Origin of the sequence: Streptomyces sp. KL109B (assembly GCF_030766935.1) — a bacterium.
In the GTDB taxonomy this organism is placed as follows: Bacteria; Actinomycetota; Actinomycetes; order Streptomycetales; family Streptomycetaceae; genus Streptomyces.
The window spans coordinates 1,279,599-1,297,011 of record NZ_JASERL010000001.1 but is presented as its reverse complement, the minus strand read 5'-3'; the positions used below and the strand labels follow the sequence as shown (position 1 = coordinate 1,297,011).

General features: G+C 69.3%; 13 protein-coding genes. 9 read left to right on the top strand and 4 right to left on the bottom strand.

Annotation, left to right across the window (positions count from 1 at the left end; genetic code table 11):
- Positions 1-533 precede the first annotated feature (533 nt).
- Positions 534-1,946, bottom strand: coding sequence for a cation:dicarboxylate symporter family transporter (locus RBJ65_RS06080; protein WP_306321782.1), 1,413 nt, complete (start codon positions 1,944-1,946; stop codon positions 534-536).
- Positions 1,947-2,099: 153 nt separating this feature from the next.
- Here RBJ65_RS06080 and RBJ65_RS06075 point away from each other — a divergent pair, with 153 nt between their 5' ends.
- Together RBJ65_RS06075 and RBJ65_RS06070 are read left to right on the top strand one after the other, a co-directional pair.
- Complete coding sequence (locus RBJ65_RS06075) at positions 2,100-3,869, top strand: ATP-binding protein (RefSeq protein WP_306321783.1); 1,770 nt, start codon at positions 2,100-2,102, stop codon at positions 3,867-3,869.
- Positions 3,866-4,549 (top strand): response regulator, encoded by a 684-nt coding sequence (locus RBJ65_RS06070; protein WP_306321784.1) that lies wholly within the window; start codon positions 3,866-3,868, stop codon positions 4,547-4,549. The genes RBJ65_RS06075 and RBJ65_RS06070 overlap by 4 nt, the downstream gene beginning before the upstream one ends.
- A 17-nt stretch (positions 4,550-4,566) precedes the next feature.
- Here RBJ65_RS06070 and RBJ65_RS06065 read toward each other — a convergent pair whose 3' ends face one another.
- The gene (locus RBJ65_RS06065) at positions 4,567-5,631 is read right to left on the bottom strand and encodes a YncE family protein (protein ID WP_306321785.1); all 1,065 of its coding nucleotides are present in this window, start codon (positions 5,629-5,631) and stop codon (positions 4,567-4,569) included.
- Positions 5,632-5,803: 172 nt separating this feature from the next.
- On the opposite strand from RBJ65_RS06065, the gene RBJ65_RS06060 reads away from it, so the two are divergent.
- From RBJ65_RS06060 to RBJ65_RS06045, 4 genes are all read left to right on the top strand, one after another.
- Positions 5,804-7,195, top strand: coding sequence for an extracellular solute-binding protein (locus RBJ65_RS06060; protein WP_306321786.1), 1,392 nt, complete (start codon positions 5,804-5,806; stop codon positions 7,193-7,195).
- 98 nt (positions 7,196-7,293) lie between these two features.
- Positions 7,294-8,103, top strand: a complete 810-nt coding sequence (locus RBJ65_RS06055) for a carbohydrate ABC transporter permease (RefSeq protein WP_306321897.1) — start codon at positions 7,294-7,296, stop codon at positions 8,101-8,103.
- A gap of 2 nt (positions 8,104-8,105) precedes the next feature.
- The gene (locus tag RBJ65_RS06050; RefSeq protein ID WP_306321787.1) at positions 8,106-8,930 is read left to right on the top strand and encodes a carbohydrate ABC transporter permease; all 825 of its coding nucleotides are present in this window, start codon (positions 8,106-8,108) and stop codon (positions 8,928-8,930) included.
- Between the two features lie 39 nt (positions 8,931-8,969).
- Positions 8,970-9,677 (top strand): helix-turn-helix domain-containing protein, encoded by a 708-nt coding sequence (locus RBJ65_RS06045; RefSeq protein ID WP_372341383.1) that lies wholly within the window; start codon positions 8,970-8,972, stop codon positions 9,675-9,677.
- 213 nt (positions 9,678-9,890) lie between these two features.
- On the opposite strand, the gene RBJ65_RS06040 is transcribed toward RBJ65_RS06045, so the two are convergent.
- Positions 9,891-10,916, bottom strand: coding sequence for an ATP-dependent 6-phosphofructokinase (locus tag RBJ65_RS06040; protein WP_306321789.1), 1,026 nt, complete (start codon positions 10,914-10,916; stop codon positions 9,891-9,893).
- Positions 10,917-11,231: 315 nt separating this feature from the next.
- On the opposite strand from RBJ65_RS06040, the gene pta reads away from it, so the two are divergent.
- The 3 genes from pta to pyk all read left to right on the top strand — a co-directional run bounded on the left by pta (position 11,232) and on the right by pyk (position 16,085).
- Positions 11,232-13,307: a phosphate acetyltransferase gene (pta, locus tag RBJ65_RS06035; protein WP_306321790.1), complete on the top strand. Its 2,076-nt coding sequence runs from the start codon at positions 11,232-11,234 to the stop codon at positions 13,305-13,307.
- Between the two features lie 46 nt (positions 13,308-13,353).
- Positions 13,354-14,580, top strand: coding sequence for an acetate kinase (locus RBJ65_RS06030; RefSeq protein ID WP_306321791.1), 1,227 nt, complete (start codon positions 13,354-13,356; stop codon positions 14,578-14,580).
- 74 nt (positions 14,581-14,654) lie between these two features.
- Positions 14,655-16,085 carry a pyruvate kinase gene (gene pyk / locus RBJ65_RS06025; RefSeq protein ID WP_306321792.1) on the top strand — a complete coding sequence of 477 codons (1,431 nt, stop codon included), beginning with the start codon at positions 14,655-14,657 and terminating at the stop codon, positions 16,083-16,085.
- A gap of 74 nt (positions 16,086-16,159) precedes the next feature.
- Here pyk and RBJ65_RS06020 read toward each other — a convergent pair whose 3' ends face one another.
- Positions 16,160-17,335, bottom strand: coding sequence for a hypothetical protein (locus RBJ65_RS06020; protein ID WP_306321793.1), 1,176 nt, complete (start codon positions 17,333-17,335; stop codon positions 16,160-16,162).
- Between the last annotated feature and the right edge of the window lie 78 nt (positions 17,336-17,413).

Genomic DNA, 17,413 nt, shown 5'->3' with positions numbered 1-17,413 from the left:
TTTTACAAAGGAACCTCGTCTCAGAGAGACGGGGTATCAACATATCTGGCGTTGATTTTTGGCACGCTGTTGAGTTCTCAAGGAACGGACGCTTCCTTTGTACTCACCCTCTCGGGCTTTCCTCCGGGCGCTTCCCTTCGGGATTTCGTGTTTCCGACTCTATCAGACCGTTTCACCGGCCGATTTCCTCGGGGTCTTGCTTCGCTTTCCGGCCTTTCGGCTTTCCGGCGAGTTCGACTCTATCAGATCCTTTCGAGCCTGATTCCCAGTCAGAGGGGTTTGTCTTCGCGGCTGTTGGGCCGTTCCGACGTTCCAAACTTTAGCGGATTCCCGTTCCCGAACCTAATCGGGGGTCAGAATTGAATTCGGGCATGCCGAAATCGATCCCGCTCGGGATGTCGTGCTGAAGGTTTGGTGGGGGTGCCGCCCTGTGGGCAACTCGAAGGACTGTACGCCACGCCCCTCCACGGCACAAAAGCGGGGCCCGGTGCGAGCACATCGCACCGGGCCCCGCCCCTGGGGAACCGCTGGGATCAGGCTCCGACCGGCGACTTCGTCCCGCCGTCGCGCGGCGCCGGAACGTCCGCGTCGGAGTCGGAGTCGGAGGCGGCGTCGGAGTCGCCCGTGTCGAGGAGCGTGCGCTCGTCGAAGGGCTGCTCGCCGGCGAGGACCCGCTTCACACGGTCCCGGTCGACCTCTCCGGTCCACGTACCGATGAGCAACGTAGCGACGGCGTTGCCCGCGAAGTTGGTGAGGGCGCGGGCCTCGCTCATGAAGCGGTCGATGCCGATGATCAGGCCGACGCCGTCGACCAGGCCCGGCTTGTGGGACTGGAGGCCGGAGGCGAGGACGGCGATGCCGGAGCCGGAGACGCCGGCGGCGCCCTTCGACGCGATCATCATGAAGAGGAGCAGGCCGATCTGCTGACCGACGGACATCGGCTGGTCCATGGCGTCGGAGATGAAGAGGGACGCCATGGTCAGGTAGATCATGGTGCCGTCGAGGTTGAAGGAGTAGCCGGTCGGGACGGTGATGCCGACGACCGGGCGGGAGACGCCGAGGTGCTCCATCTTTGCGATGAGGCGCGGGAGCGCCGACTCCGAGGACGACGTCGAGAGGATGAGCAGGAACTCGCGGCCCAGGTACTTGAGCAGCATGAAGACGTTGAAGCCCGTCGCCAGGCGCAGGATCGCCGCGAGGACGATGCCGACGAACAGGGCGCACGTGACGTAGAAGCCGACCATGATCGTGATCAGGGCCTTCAGGGCGTCGAGGCCGGTTTCGCCGATGACGGCCGCCATCGCGCCGAAGGCGCCGACGGGGGCGGCCCACATGATCATGCCGAGGACCCGGAAGACGAGCTTCTGGATGTGCTCGACGCCGCGCAGCACCGGCTCGCCGGAGCGGCCCATGGCCTGGAGCGCGAAGCCGACGAGGAGGGCGACGAGCAGCGTCTGGAGGACCGAGTCGCCGGTGAAGGCGGAGACCATGGTGGTCGGGATGATGCCGAGGATGAAGTCGACGGGGCCTTCGTTGGCCTCTTCGGCGGCCGTGTGGCCCGCGCCCTTCACGGCCTCGGTGAGGTGCATGCCGTCGCCGGGGTGCAGGAAGTTGCCGACGAGCAGGCCGATGGCGAGGGCCACGACCGACATCACGATGAAGTAGCCGAGGGCGAGGCCACCGACCTTGCCGATCTTGGCGGCCTTCCGGACGGAGCCGACGCCGAGGACGATCGTGCAGAAGATGATGGGCGAGATCATCATCTTGATCAGGTTCACGAAGCCCGTGCCGATGGGCTTGAGCTCCTTGGCGAAGTCGGGTGCGATGAAGCCGACGGCTATGCCGAGCAGCACGGCCACGATCACCGCGATGTAGAGATAGTGGGTGCGGTCCCGCTTGGCTGGTGCTGGTGCGGCGGCTGGTCCTGTGGTCTCTGTCCCGGCCACGGGTTCCTCCTGACGACGACGTCGGCGTACAGGTCGTGCGGCTCACGTCCTGCGGATCCCGGAGAATCCTGGCGACTATCTCTCCCCCCGGTGAGGACCGTCACCCTTCCGTTCATTTAGTTCGCGCTTATACGAAGAGGCAGACTGTTCCGCATGCGTCTCCCCCGTCCCCGCAGCCTGGCCGGCCAGCTCTTCGCGATGCAGGTCGTGCTGGTCGCTGTCGTGGTGGCCGGGTGTGCGCTCTTTACGTATGTGAGTGACCGGGGGCAGGCGGAGAGCAGCGCGCGGCGGCAGGCCACGGCGACGGCCACGGCGGTCGCGGACGCGGAGTCGGTGCGCGAGGCGGCCTCGGGGGCCGAGCATCCAACGGCGCGGCTGCAGCCGTACGCACGCGAGGTGCAGCGGCACACCGGCGTCGACTTCGTGACGATCATGGATCCGCACGGGATCCGCTGGACGCACCCCGACGAGCGCCGGATCGGCGAGCGCTACCTCGGGCACATCGGCCCCGCGTTGAAGGGACGTACGTTCTCGGAGACGTACACGGGGACGCTCGGGCCCTCGGTGCGGGTCGTCGCGCCCGTGTACGACGAGGGGCGGCATCGGGTCGTCGGGCTCGTCAGCGCCGGGATCACGATCGACGTGATCACCGAGCGGGCGCAGGAGCAGGTGCTCGCGGTGGCGGGGGTCGCGCTCGCGGCGCTCGTGCTCGGGGGTATTGGTACGTACGTCATCAACGCCCGGCTGCGCCGTCACACCCACGGGATGAACGCCACCGAACTGAGCCGGATGCACGCCTATCACCAGGCCGCGCTGCACGCGGTGCGCGAGGGGCTGCTGATGCTGGACGGGCAGCGGCGGGTCGCGCTCATCAATGACGGGGCGCGGGTACTGCTGGGCGTCGCCGATGGGGAGGATGTCGTGGGGCGGTCGGTCGCCGAGCTGGGGCTGCCCGCGCCGTTGACCGGGGCGTTGCTGGCGGCCGAGCCGAGGGTGGACGAGGTGCATCTGACGGTCGACCGGGTCGTGGTCGTGAATACGTCGCCGGTGGCGAGCGGGGACCGGCGGGGCACCGTCGTGACGCTCAGGGACCACACCGAACTGCAGGCCGTGATGGGCGAGTTGGACTCCGAGCGGGGGTTCACGCGGGCGCTCAGGTCGCAGGCGCACGAGGCGGCGAACCGTTTGCACACGGTCGTCTCGCTGATCGAGCTGGACCGGGCGGACGAGGCGGTGGAGTTCGCGACGGCCGAGTTGGAGCTGGCGCAGGCGCTGACCGATCAGGTCGTGGGCGCGGTGAGCGAGCCGGTGCTCGCGGCGCTGTTGCTGGGGAAGGCGGCGCAGGCCAATGAGCACGGTGTGGAGCTGGTGGTGTCGGCCGATACGCGGATCGACGACGGGCTGCTGCCGCAGGCGCTGGCCGCGCGGGACCTGGTCACGGTCCTTGGCAACCTTGTCGACAACGCGGTCGACGCGGCGCAGGGGGCGCCCGGGGCGAGGGTCACGGTGACCGCGCGGACGGATGCCGATGTCCTGTTGCTGCGGGTCGCGGACACCGGGCCCGGGGTCGACCCGGAACATGTCGACTCCGTCTTCGAACGGGGTTGGTCGACGAAGCCGGTGCCCTCCGGGGGGACGGGTGGGCGGGGGCTCGGCCTGGCGCTGGTGCGGCAGGCCGTGGCCAGGTGTGGTGGCAGCCTTGAGCTTGAGCGGTCGGCGGACGGCGGCGCGGAATTCACGGTTCGCGTGCCCATTGCCCATCGAGCCCCTGCGGCGATTGAGCAGCGGGAGCCGGGGCGGAGCCCCGAGTCCCCAGCCCCGGATGGGGTTACGGCCGCGGGGCTCTGCCCCGGACCCCGCGCCTCAAACGCCGGCGGGGCTGGAATCGCCTCAACCGGCACCGCAGGAAGAGGAACCCCATGACTGACGTCGACCGTCCCATTCGGGTCCTCGTCGTCGAAGACGATCCCGTCGCCGCGGACGCCCACGCGATGTACGTAGGGCGCGTGCCCGGTTTCACGGCCGTGGGGAAGGCGCACTCCGCGGCGGAGGCCAAACGTTTCCTGGACCGCACCCCCGTGGACCTGCTCCTCCTCGACCTGCACCTGCCGGACGGCCACGGTCTCGCGCTCGCCCGGAGCCTCCGCGCCGCCGGGCATCACGCGGACGTCGTCGCGGTGACGTCGGCGCGCGATCTGGCGGTGGTCCGCGAAGGGGTGTCGCTCGGGGTGGTGCAGTACGTGCTGAAACCGTTCACGTTCCCGACGCTGCGCGACCGCCTCGTGCGCTACGCCGAGTACCGCGCGACCACCGGCGAGGCGGCCGGGCAGGACGAGGTCGACCGGGCCCTCGCCACCCTCCGCTCGCCGGCTCCCGCGGCGCTGCCGAAGGGGCTGAGCGCGCCCACCCTGGAGCGGGTCACGAACACGTTGCGGGAGGCGGCGCCCGAGGGCACGACGGCGGCGGCCCTCGCGGAGACGGTCGGCATCTCGCGGATCACGGCCCGCCGGTATCTGGAGCACCTGGTCGACTCCGGGCGCGCGGTGCGCAGTCCGCAGTACGGTCAGGTGGGCCGACCGGAGCTGATCTACACCTGGAAGTAGCCACCCGTGTAAGGGAGTTACCGCACGCGGAACCGCGTCAGCGTGTCCTCGCCCGCCGCACCCGCACCCGACTTGTCGACGACGTACGCCGTGCCGCGCGCGATCTCGACGTGGTTGGGGTTGGCCCCCGTGCTCACCGTTTTGACGACGGCCCCCTTGCGCGGGTCGACGACGGTCGCGGTCGCGTCGGTGCGGTTCACCGAGACGACGCGGCCCGAGCGGTCGTCGGTGGCCACGGAGAGCGTGCCCGCGCCGGTCGGCACGGACTTGGTGACCAGGCCCTTGTCGAGGTCGATGACGGAGACGGTGCCGGCGGTGTTGTCGGCGGTGTACGCCGTGTGGCCGTTCTTGGAGAGGGCCACGGAGATCGGGCCGTCGCCGGTCGGGATGAGGCGCGGCTTCGTGGACTTCCGTGTGACCTCGATCAGTTGGTCGTTGGTGAGGTCGGCGGCGTAGACCGTGCCGGTGCGTTCGTTGACGGTGAGTCCTGTCGGGCCGGCGCCGTCGACGGTGACGCGCTTCTTCTCGGCGAACGTACGGCTGTCGAAGCCGACGACGCTGCCGTCGCCGAAGCCGCTCGCCCAGACCGTGTCGTGCCGCTCGTCCACCACGATCTCGCGGGCGTGGGCGACGTTCGGCAGCGTGGCGAGGTGGGCGCCGTCGCGTTGGCTGTAGACGGCGACCGTGTTGTTGCGGGTGTTGGTGACCCACACGGTGTTGTGCTCGTCGTCGACCGCGATGCCGTAGACCGCCTCGACGGCGCCGGTGGCGGCGTCGGTGACCGGCGGGGTGTACGTCGCCTCGACCTTCAGCGTCCTCGGGTCGAGCTTGGTGAGCGCGGACGTGGTCACCGGAGGGCGGCCCACGGCCGACGTCGTCCAAAGGGCGTGATTCCGCGCCGAGTACGCCGACTGGTAGAGGCCTTTGGTGACAGGCGCGGAGGCGGCGGTCGGGGCGGTGGCCGAGGCCGTGGTCGAGCCGGTGGCGGCGCCCGCGGTGCCGGTGTGCGCCGCTGTGGCGCCCGCGACGAGGGCGACGGTGACGGCGGCGGAACGGCGGAGCCTGGGAGTGATTCGAGGCATGCTGCGTCAATCTCCTTCACGGATGGGGGCGTTGTGGCGCCACCCGAAGATTAACTTAGCTTAGCCTTACCTAAGTAGCGCAACCCATTGACCCTGATCGACTCCGCGCTTACGTTCACGGGCAGCCCCGCGAGGCAACGAAGCCCGCGATGCGCCGTAGGAGGTCGTGCCCGTGCGCCCCACCGCCCCGCTCCTCACCGCCACCGCCACCGTGCTGCTGGCCGCCGCGACGCTCACCGCCTGCGGCGGCGGATCCGGAAGTGACTCGGACACCATCAAGGTCTCCTTCAAGCAGTCCACGGACAACAAGATCAAGGTCATGGACGACTACCTGGCCGCGATGAAGAAGAAGTTCGAGAAGGCGCATCCCGGCAAGAAGGTCGAGTTCGTTCCGATCAAGGCGCCGGACGCGGAGTACTACACCAAGCTCCAGCAGATGCTGCGCTCCCCCAGGACCGCCCCCGACCTGGTCTACGAGGACACGTTCCTCATCAACTCCGACATCGCCAGCGGGTACTTGAAGCCCCTCGACCCGTACCTGTCCAAGTGGCCGGACTGGGGCCAGTTCATCGACACGGCGAAGACCGCGGCGAAGGCCAGGGACGGGAAGACGTACGGCGTCCCGGACGGCACCGACACCCGCGGCCTCTGGTACGACAAGGCGATCCTGAAGAAGGCCGGGATCGCGCTGCCGTGGCAGCCGAAGAACTGGAACGAGGTCCTGGACGCCGCCCGCGCCATCAAGCGGAAGGTCCCCGGCGTCGCCCCGCTGAACGTCTACACCGGAAAACCGGCCGGCGAGGCCTCGACGATGCAGGGCTTCGAGATGCTCCTGTACGGGACCGGGGGCGGGGCCGGAACCGGTGCAGGCGGCGCCGATCCGCTCTACGACAAGGGCTCGGGCAAGTGGGTCACGGGCTCGAAGGCGTTCAAGGACAGCCTGCGGTTCGTGGAGACGGTCTACAAGGAGAAGCTCGGCCCCGGGGTCTCCGACGCCCTCGACCCGAACATCCAGACCGCCGTGCGCGGCGAGATGCTCCCCGAGGGCAGGCTCGGCATCGCCCTCGACGGCTCCTGGCTGCCGCAGGACTGGCTCAAGGGCAGCGGCCACGAGTGGCCCGAGTGGTCGCGGAAGCTGGGCCTCGCGCAGATGCCGACCCAGACCGGTCAGGCGCCCGGCAAGGTCTCCATGTCCGGCGGCTGGACGTGGTCGATCCCGGCCAAGTCCGCCAATCCCGATCTCGCCTTCGACTTCATCAAGACGCTGCAGACGACGGAGAACGCCAAGCGCTGGTACATGGCCAACTCCGGCATCGCGGTCCGCAAGGACGTCGCCGACGACCCGGAGTACCTGAAGGCGCAGCCCGGCACCAAGTTCTTCACGGACCTGGTGCCCAGCACCCACTACCGGCCGGCCTACCCCGCGTACCCGAAGGTCTCCACGGCGATCCAGGAGGCGATGGAGTCGGTGACGACCGGAGACGCCTCGGTCGACGAGGCGGCGGCGACGTACGACGAGCAGGTGAAGGCGGCGACGGACGGGAAGGTCGTCAAGAAGCCGTAGAGACACGGGAGTTGGCAGCCGAGGGAGAGAGAAGCGTCACTGTGAACCGTCGCAGAACCGTCCTCCGGCTCGTACCGATCGCCCCCGCGACCGTCCTCATGGGCCTCTTCCTCGCGGGGCCGATCGCGTACTGCGTCTATATCGCCTTCACCGACCTGCAGTTGACGGGTCAGGCGGAGTCGTCCTTCGTCGGCCTCGACAACTTCACGGCGGCGTTCAAGGACGACGCGTTCCTGAACGCCGTCTGGCTGACGCTCGTCTTCACGTTCCTGTCGTCGATCGTCGGGCAGAACACGCTCGGTCTCGCGCTCGCGGCGCTCATGCAGCGCGCCTCGAAGCCCGCGCGCACCGTCACCGGGGCCGTCGTCGTGGCGGCGTGGGTGCTGCCGGAGGTCGTGGCGGGGTTTCTGCTGTACGCCTTCTTCCGGCGGGAGGGGACGCTCAACGCCATCCTCGACTGGCTCCAACTGCCCTCCCAGAACTGGCTGTTCACGCTGCCCATCCTGGCCGTGTCGTTCGCGAACGTGTGGCGCGGCACCGCCTTCTCGATGCTCGTGTACTCGGCGGCCCTGCGCGAGATCCCGACGGAGGTCACCGAGTCCGCCGAGGTGGACGGCGCGAACGCCTGGCAGCGCCTTTGGCACATCACGCTGCCGATGATCCGCCGCTCCATCGGCACGAATCTGATGCTCAACACCCTGCAGACGCTGTCCGTCTTCGGGCTGATCTGGGTGATGACGCGCGGCGGGCCCGGCAATCACAGCCAGACCCTCCCCCTGTTCATGTACGAGCAGGCCTTCCAGAAGAGCATGATCGGCTACGGCACCGCGGTCGCGCTGCTGCTTCTCGTGGTCGGCTCCCTGTTCTCGCTGGTCTATATGCGGTTGCTGCGGACGGAGGAGGGCTGACGGTGCGCAACAGAACACGTAGGCGTGTCACGGCGGACGCGTCCCTGCTCGTCGTCGCGCTCGCCTTCGCGCTGCCGCTGGCCTGGGTCGTGCTGTCCTCGGTCGACGCGGACGCGAATCTGCGGGTGAAGTGGCCTTCGGCGTTCACGTTCGGGAACTTCGACGACGTGCTCAAGCCCGATGTCACCTTCACGCCGCTCCTCAACTCGCTGATCCTGTGCGGCAGCGCGACGGCCCTCACGGTCGGCTGCGCCGCGCTCGCCGCGTATCCGCTCTCCCGCTACCGCTCGCGCCTGAACAACCCGTTCCTCGCGACGACGCTGTTCGCGACCTGTCTGCCGATCACGGCGGTGATGGTCCCGGTGTACGCGCTGTTCGTGCAGGTCAACCTGATCGACACGATGTCGGGGACGATCTACTTCTTCGCCGCCTCCCAACTCCCGTTCGCCGTATGGCTGATGAAGAACTTCATGGACGGGGTGCCGAAGGAGCTTGAGGAGGCGGCGTGGACGGACGGCGCGAGCACCTTCCAGGGGCTCGTGCGGATCGTGCTGCCGCTGATGGGTCCTGGCGTCGCCGTCGTCACCGTGTATTCGTTCGCGATGATGTGGGGGAACTTCTTCGTCCCGTTCATGCTGCTGCTCTCCCCCGACCAGATGCCGGCCTCGGTGAGCATCAACGACTTCTTCGGCAACCGGGGCACCGTCGTGTACGGGCAGCTCGCCGCGTTCTCGATCATCTACTCGACGCCCGTGGTGCTGCTGTACGTCCTCGTGTCGCGGCGCTTCGGCGGCGGGTTCGCGCTCGGCGGCGCTGTGAAGGGTTGAGCGCGGACGGTAGCCAAACGCCCCGTGACCCCCTACTTTGTGCCCGTGCAGCACGAGGCCACGCCCAACCAGCCGTCACCACCGTTCAACGCCCCCGCCGCCCGGCGCCTGCGTCAAGCGCTCGGGATGGCGCCGGGGCATGTCGCGTACGGCATGCGCGCCTCGTACGGGCTCGCGCACATCACGCCGGACGTCATCGTCGCCTGGGAGAGCGGCGAGGCGGTGCCCGCCGCCGGTGAACTCACCGCGCTCGCCGGGGCGTTGTGGTGCTCCCCCAGCGAACTCATCGGCGCGCCGAGGACCTTGCGCGAGCACCGGCTCGCGCTGGGTCTTGCCCCGGAGGACGTGGCCCGCGCCGTGGGCATGGAGATCCACTCGTATCTGCGGATGGAGGAGACGGGCGACTGGCAGGGCAACGACCGCCAGTCGACCGCGCTCGCCGATACGCTGCGGCTCTCGCCGCGGGCGACGGTGACGGTGACCGGGCGGGATGCCCAGTTGGCGGAGTTGCTGCGGGATGCGGCGCGGACGCGGTGGCAGGGGTCCGTGCGGCCGATCGGGCGGCTTGTGCCGGTGCAGCGGCGGGAGTTGGAGGACGTGCTCCATGAAATGCACCTGGAGTACCAGGCGTTGATGGCGGCGACGTTGAGTTGGGGTGGGGGTGCGTCGCCGGGGGCGGGGGACGCGGGGCGTGAGTTCCTGGAGCGGATCCTGGACGAGTTCTGGTCCCGGATCCGCTCCCGGTAGGCGTCCTCCTGGGCCGCGGGGCTCTGCCCCGGACCCCGCGCCTCAAACGCCGGCGGGGCTGGAAGGATCGGGGCTCCGCCCCGGACCCCGCTGCTCAAACGCCGCAGGGGCTGGAGTTGCCGCCGCCTTGGGCAGTCTGCCGCCTTGGGCGGCAGGGTGGGCAAGGCGGCCCCCGGCGCAGGCCGCACCTGCGGGACGCCTCGACGGCATCCGCTAGAAGACGGACTCCGCCTCGTCCATGCGGTCCTTGGGGACCGTCTTGAGTTCCGTGACGGCCTCGGCGAGCGGCACCATCGTGATGTCCGTGCCGTACAGCGCCGTCATCTTGCCGAACTCGCCGCGGTGCACGGCCTCCACCGCGTGCCAGCCGAAGCGGGTGGCGAGGACGCGGTCGTACGCGGTGGGGGTGCCGCCGCGCTGGACGTGGCCGAGGATGACCGGCCGTGCCTCCTTGCCGAGGCGGCGCTCCAGCTCGTACGCGAGGGCGGTGCCGATGCCCTGGAAGCGCTCGTGGCCGAACTGGTCGATCTCGCCGGTGCCGTAGTCCATGGTGCCCTCGGTGGGGTGCGCGCCCTCGGCGACGCAGACGACGGCGAACTTCTTGCCGCGGGCGAACCGCTCCTCGACCATCTTGACGAGGTCGGCCGGGTCGAAGGGCCGCTCCGGCAGGCAGATGCCGTGGGCGCCGCCGGCCATGCCGGACTCCAGGGCGATCCAGCCCGCGTGCCGGCCCATGACCTCGACGACCATCACGCGCTGGTGGGACTCGGCGGTCGTCTTGAGGCGGTCGATGGCCTCGGTGGCGACGCCGACGGCGGTGTCGAAGCCGAAGGTGCGGTCGGTGGAGGAGATGTCGTTGTCGATCGTCTTCGGGACGCCGACGACCGGGAGGCCCGCGTCCGACAGCATCCGGGCCGCCGTCAGCGTGCCCTCGCCGCCGATCGGGATGAGGGCGTCGAAGCCGATCTCCTCGGCGAGCTGCTTCGCGTTCTCGCAGGCCGCGCGGAAGCGGTCGCGCTCCAGGCGGGAAGAGCCGAGAATGGTGCCGCCGCGGGCGAGGATGCCGCTGACCTCGTTCAGGTCCAGCGGGCGGAAACGTCCGTCGAGGAGCCCCGCATAGCCGTCCTCGAAACCGAGCACCTCGTCGCCGTAGTGCGTGACGGCGCGGTGCACGACCGACCGGATCACGGCGTTCAGGCCAGGACAGTCGCCGCCTGCGGTGAGAACTCCGATACGCATCGTGCTGTGTCTCCTGCTCGCTACTGGTACGTCGGTGAGCGATGTCGATTGTTCCACGCTCCGGAAGGGGCTGCGCTCGCTCGCGGCAGGGAAGGGAGCTTCGGAAGGGGTGTCCTGGGCACTTGGACCCAGGGGGAAAGGCCTTTTGTCCGGCGGGCGACCTAGCCACCGCCGGAGGTATTGTCAAGGGGGCACGGGTTCCATTACGGACCTTTTTTTGACCCGAAAGAGACCGGATCGGCCCGGAAAAGCCGGGTTCGACGGCGTAGGACGACGAAGATCCATGAAGAACCACGAGGGAAACGGAGAGCACGCGTGACGCGCAGCGTGTACGTGACCGGGATCGACCGCGGCGACGGCCGCCAGGTCGTGGAGCTGGGGGTCATGGAGCTCCTGACCCGTCAGGTCGACCGGGTGGGGGTCTTCCGACCGCTCGTCCACGACGGCCCCGACCGGCTCTTCGACCTGCTGCGGGCGCGCTACCGCCTGTCGCAGGACCCGGCGACGGTGTACGGCCTCGACTACCACGAGGCGTCCGCGATCCAGGCCGAGCAGGGCACCGACGAGCTGGTCTCCCGGCTCGTCGACCGCTTCCACGAGGTCGCCAGGGACTACGACGTGGTGCTCGTGCTCGGCACCGACTTCGCGGACACCCAGCTCCCGGACGAGCTGGCGCTCAACGCCCGCCTCGCCAACGAGTTCGGCGCCTCCGTGGTCCCGGTCGTCGGCGGCAAGAAGCAGACCGCCGAGTCGGTGCGCGCCGAGGCCCGCAACGCCTACCGCGCCTACGACGGCCTGGGCTGCGACGTCCTCGCGATGATCGTCAACCGCGTGGTGCCCGCCGACCGCGACGAGATCGCGGACCGGCTCGCCAACCGGCTGCCCGTGCCCTGCTACGTGCTGCCCGACGAGCCCGCGCTCGCGGCGCCGACCGTCGCCCAGATCACGTACGCGCTCGGCGGCAAGGTGCTGCTCGGCGACGACTCGGGGCTCGCGCGCGACGCCCTCGACTTCGTCTTCGGCGGCGCCATGCTGCCGAACTTCCTCAACGCCCTGACCCCGGGCTGCATGGTCGTCACCCCCGGGGACCGCGCGGACCTCGTCGTCGGCGCGCTCGCCGCGCACAACGCCGGCACCCCGCCGATCGCGGGCGTCATCCTCACCCTGAACGAGCGGCCCGGCGAGGCGATCCTCAAGCTCGCCGAGCGCCTCGCGCCCGGCACGCCGGTGATCGCGGTGGCCGGCGGATCCTTCCCCACGGCGGCCGAACTCTTCGCCCTGGAAGGCAAGTTGAACGCGGCGACGCCGCGCAAGGCGGAGACCGCGCTCGGCGTCTTCGAGAAGCACGTCGACACGGCGGGCCTGCTGAAGACGATCCAGGCGCCGTCCTCCGACCGCCTCACGCCGATGATGTTCGAGCACAAGCTCCTTGAGCAGGCCCGCTCGGACAAGCGCCGCGTCGTGCTTCCCGAGGGCACCGAGGAGCGGGTCCTGCGCGCCGCCGACGTGCTGCTTCGGCGCGGCGTCTGCGACCTGACGCTCCTCGGCCCGGTCGAGCAGATCCGCAAGAAGGCCGCGGACCTCGGCGTCGACCTCGCCGACAGCGACATCATCGACCCGCAGACCTCCCCGCTGCGCGAGCGCTTCGCCGACACGTACGCGGCGCTGCGCGCCCACAAGGGCGTCACGCCGGAGCTGGCGAACGACGTGGTCGCGGACGTGAACTACTTCGGCACGCTGATGGTGCAGGAGGGCCTGGCCGACGGCATGGTGTCCGGGTCCGTGCACTCCACGGCCGCGACCATCCGCCCGGCCTTCGAGATCATCAAGACGAAGCCGGACGCCGCGATCGTGTCGTCCGTCTTCTTCATGTGCCTGGCCGACAAGGTCCTCGTCTACGGCGACTGCGCCGTGAACCCGGACCCGAACGCCCAGCAGCTCGCCGACATCGCCACCCAGTCCGCCGGAACCGCCTCCCAGTTCGGTGTCGACCCGCGGATCGCGATGCTGTCGTACTCGACCGGCACCTCCGGCTCGGGCGCCGACGTCGACAAGGTCCGTGAGGCCACGGAGATCGTGAAGGCGGCGCGTCCCGACCTGAAGATCGAGGGGCCGATCCAGTACGACGCCGCGGTCGAGCCGTCCGTCGCGGCCACCAAGCTGCCGGAATCGGAGGTCGCGGGCCAGGCCAGCGTGCTGATCTTCCCGGACCTCAACACCGGGAACAACACGTACAAGGCCGTGCAGCGCTCGGCCGGCGCGATCGCCGTCGGCCCTGTCCTCCAGGGCCTGCGCAAGCCGGTCAACGACCTGTCGCGCGGCGCCCTCGTGCAGGACATCGTGAACACGGTCGTCATCACGGCGATCCAGGCCCAGACCCCGGCCAGCTGACCCCTTGACCCCTTGACCCTTTGAACCTCCACCGAAGGCAGTACCCGTGACCGCGACTCGCATCCTCGTCCTCAACTCCGGCTCCTCGTCGGTGAAGTACCAGCTCCTCGACATGGCGGATCACTCCCGCCTCGCCGTCGGCCTGGTCGAGCGCATCGGTGAGGAGACCTCCCGGCTCAAGCACACGCCGCTCGCCAAGGGCGGTGAGGCACGTGAGCAGAACCGGCCGATCGCCGACCACGAGGAGGCCCTGAAGGCGGTCGCCGAGGAGCTGACCGAGGACGGGCTCGGCCTCGACTCCCCCGAGCTGGCCGCGATCGGCCACCGCGTGGTGCACGGCGGCAAGCTGTTCACGCAGCCGACCGTGATCGACGACGCGGTGCTGAAGGAGGTCGAGCGGCTGATCCCCGTCGCGCCGCTGCACAACCCGGCGAACCTGACCGGCATCCGCACCGCGCAGGCGCTGCGCCCGGACCTGCCGCAGGTCGCCGTCTTCGACACGGCGTTCCACACGACGATGCCGGAGTCGGCGGCGCGGTACGCGATCGACGTGAAGACGGCGGACGAGCACCGCGTCCAGCGCTACGGCTTCCACGGCACCTCGCACGCGTACGTCTCCCGCAAGACGGCCGCGCTGCTGGGCAAGAAGCCGGAGGACGTCAACGTCATCGTGCTGCACCTGGGCAACGGCGCCTCCGCGTCGGCGGTCCGCGCGGGCCAGTGCGTGGAGACGTCGATGGGCCTGACGCCGCTGGAGGGGCTCGTGATGGGTACGCGTTCGGGAGATGTCGACCCGGCCGTCATCTTCCATCTGATGCGCGTTGCCAAGATGTCGGCGGACGAGATCGACGACCTGCTCAACAAGAAGTCCGGCCTCATCGGCCTGTGCGGCGACAACGACATGCGGGAGATCCGCCGCCGCATCGACGAGGGCGACGAGGAGGCGCGGCTCGCCTTCGACATCTACGTACACCGCCTGAAGAAGTACATCGGCTCCTACTACGCGGTGCTCGGCCGGGTGGACGCGATCGCGTTCACGGCCGGGGTAGGCGAGAACGCGGCGCCGGTGCGCGAGGCCGCGGTGGCGGGCCTGGAGGAGCTGGGTCTCGCGGTCGACGGGGAGCTCAATTCCGTACGTTCCGACGAACCGCGGCTCATCTCCCCCGAGTACGCCCGTGTGGCCGTCGCCGTGGTGCCGACCGACGAGGAGCTGGAGATCGCGCAGCAGACCTACGCCCTGGTTCAGAGCGGGGATCAGAACCGCAACGACTGAGCGCACACCCGCCCATTTGTAGATTCCACCAGACGGAATATTCCGTAGCGAAACAAACCGATAGGATCGCCCCCATGCGCCGTTCCAAAATCGTCTGCACGCTGGGCCCCGCCGTCGACTCCGAAGAGCAGCTCGTCTCGCTGATCGAGGCCGGCATGAACGTGGCCCGCTTCAACTTCAGCCACGGCACCCACGCCGAACACCAGGCTCGCTACGACCGTGTTCGCGCCGCCGCCAAGAAGACGGGCCGCGCCGTGGGTGTGCTCGCCGACCTCCAGGGCCCGAAGATCCGCCTGGAGACCTTCGCCGAGGGCCCCGTCGAGCTGGTGCGCGGTGACGAGTTCACCATCACCACCGAGGACGTGCCCGGCGACAAGTCGATCTGCGGCACCACCTACAAGGGGCTGCCCGGCGACGTCTCCAAGGGCGACCAGGTCCTGATCAACGACGGCAACGTCGAGCTGCGCGTCGTCGAGGTCGACGGGCCGCGCGTGAAGACGATCGTCGTCGAGGGCGGTGTCATCTCCGACCACAAGGGCATCAACCTGCCCGGCGCGGCGGTGAACGTCCCGGCCCTGTCCGAGAAGGACATCGAGGACCTGCGCTTCGCCCTGAAGATGGGCTGCGACATGGTCGCCCTGTCCTTCGTGCGCGACGCCAACGACGTCAAGGACGTCCACAAGGTCATGGACGAGGAGGGGCGTCGCGTCCCGGTCGGCGCCAAGGTCGAGAAGCCGCAGGCCGTCGCCAACATGGAGGGCGTCGTCGCGGCGTTCGACTGGATCATGGTGGCCCGTGGTGACCTCGCCGTCGAGTACCCGCTCGAGAAGGTCCCGATGGTGCAGAAGCGCCTCGTGGAGATGTGCCGCCGCAACGCCAAGCCGGTGATCGTCGCGACCCAGATGATGGAGTCGATGATCACCAACTCGCGCCCGACCCGCGCCGAGGCCTCCGACGTCGCGAACGCGATCCTGGACGGTGCCGACGCGGTCATGCTGTCCGCCGAGTCGAGCGTGGGCGCGTACCCGATCGAGACCGTCAAGACGATGTCGAAGATCGTGAAGGCGGCCGAGGAGGAGCTGCTCTCCAAGGGCCTTCAGCCGCTCGTGCCCGGCAAGAAGCCGCGTACGCAGGGTGGTTCGGTGGCCCGCGCCGCGTGCGAGATCGCGGACTTCCTGGGCGGCGAGGCGCTGGTCGCCTTCACCAAGTCCGGTGACACCGCCCGCCGACTGTCCCGCTACCGCGCCGCGCAGCCGATCCTGGCGTTCACCACGGACGAGGAGACCCGCAACCAGCTCTCGCTGAGCTGGGGCGTCGAGTCGCACGTCGTGCCGCACGTGGACAACACGGACGCGATGGTCGAGCTGGTCGACGCCGAGCTGGTGAAGCTGAACCGCTTCAACGACGGCGACACCGTGGTCATCACGGCCGGCTCGCCCCCCGGCGTCCCCGGCACCACCAACATGGTCCGGGTGCACCACCTGGGCGGCGGCGAGCGCGACTGACGCTCCGCGCCGGCCACCTGAGCGCACGACTAAGGGCGCCCCCCGTGGGGGGCGCCCTTAGTGGTTGCGTACGGTCAGCTGTCCTCGACCGTGGTGTGCAGACCGGGCACGTGCAGGTTCCCGCCGAACTGCGAGGCCTGCGTGACCTTGACGTTCGTGAAGAACAGGGTCGGCAGGTTCACCGGCGGCGGGTTCTTGGCGTTGAACGTCAGCGGAATGAGCCCGAGCAGATTGCCCGAGAGCTCCTCCGTGTACATCGTCGTCTTCCCGCCGCGGATGGTGGACGTGGAGCCCTTGTCCGAGCGGATGTGGAAGAACTTCCCGTCGGGGCCCGGGGCGATCTGGTGCAGATCGCCGATGTCCGTGCCCTTGGAGATGACGTACTTCATGACGCGCTTGGTCGACCCGTCGGCCATCCGCACATCCACCAGGCCCTTGTAGTCCGCCCCCTTGAGCAGGAGCGAACTGGCCTCCAGCTTCCAGGTCTTGTCCGGGAGCTGGGCCGGGGTGTCCTCGTCGGCGCCCGACGCGTCCGTGGCCGCGGGGCAGTTCTCCGGCACATCGCCGGAGCCCTGCGGGTCGCCCACGTTCTTGGTCGCGTCCTTGGCCGCGTCCCCCACCTTGTCGGTCGTGTCCTTGACCTTGTCGGTGGTGTCCTTGACCGAGTCCCCGACCTTGTCGGTCGTGTCCTTGACCGAGTCGGACGTGTCCTTGACGGTGTCGTCGACCTTGTCGGTGGTGCCGCTGAGCAGCCCACCCGAGGTCTCCGACTCCGACGGGGACGGAGTCGCGGTCTCCGACTCCTTGTCGTCCGGCGTGAACGCCTTCTTCAGGGCGTCGCCGACGCCCAGCGGGTCCAGCGGGTTCTTGGTCTCGGACTCCGAGGGCGACGGCGAAGCCGTGTCATCGGAGTCGTCACCGGACGCCTTGGACTCGGACTCGGACGGCGAAGGAGTCGGCGTGGCCGCCTTCTTCTTCGTCTCCGCGCTGTCCTTGGAAGCGTCCTCGGACTCCGAGGGGGACGGCTTCGGGGTCGGCTTGGCCGCCTCCTTGGCCTTGTCCTTGGCCTCGTCGGACCCGTCGGCCTTGTCCTCCCGGTTCGACTCCACGGCGTCGGCGCACGCCTTGTAGTCGTCCACGGAGAACTTCGTCGGGTTGTCCTTGGCCGACGCGAGCGTCGGCGTCAGGCCGAGCCCCATCAGCACTGCCGTGGGCATGGCCGCGAGAGCCACCGCCTTGCCCGCGGGCATGTGCATCTTGGTGAACAGATGCTTCTTCGGTGCCGCATGCCGCCGCGCCGCATGCCGCGGCCCGGTTCTCGCACGGGG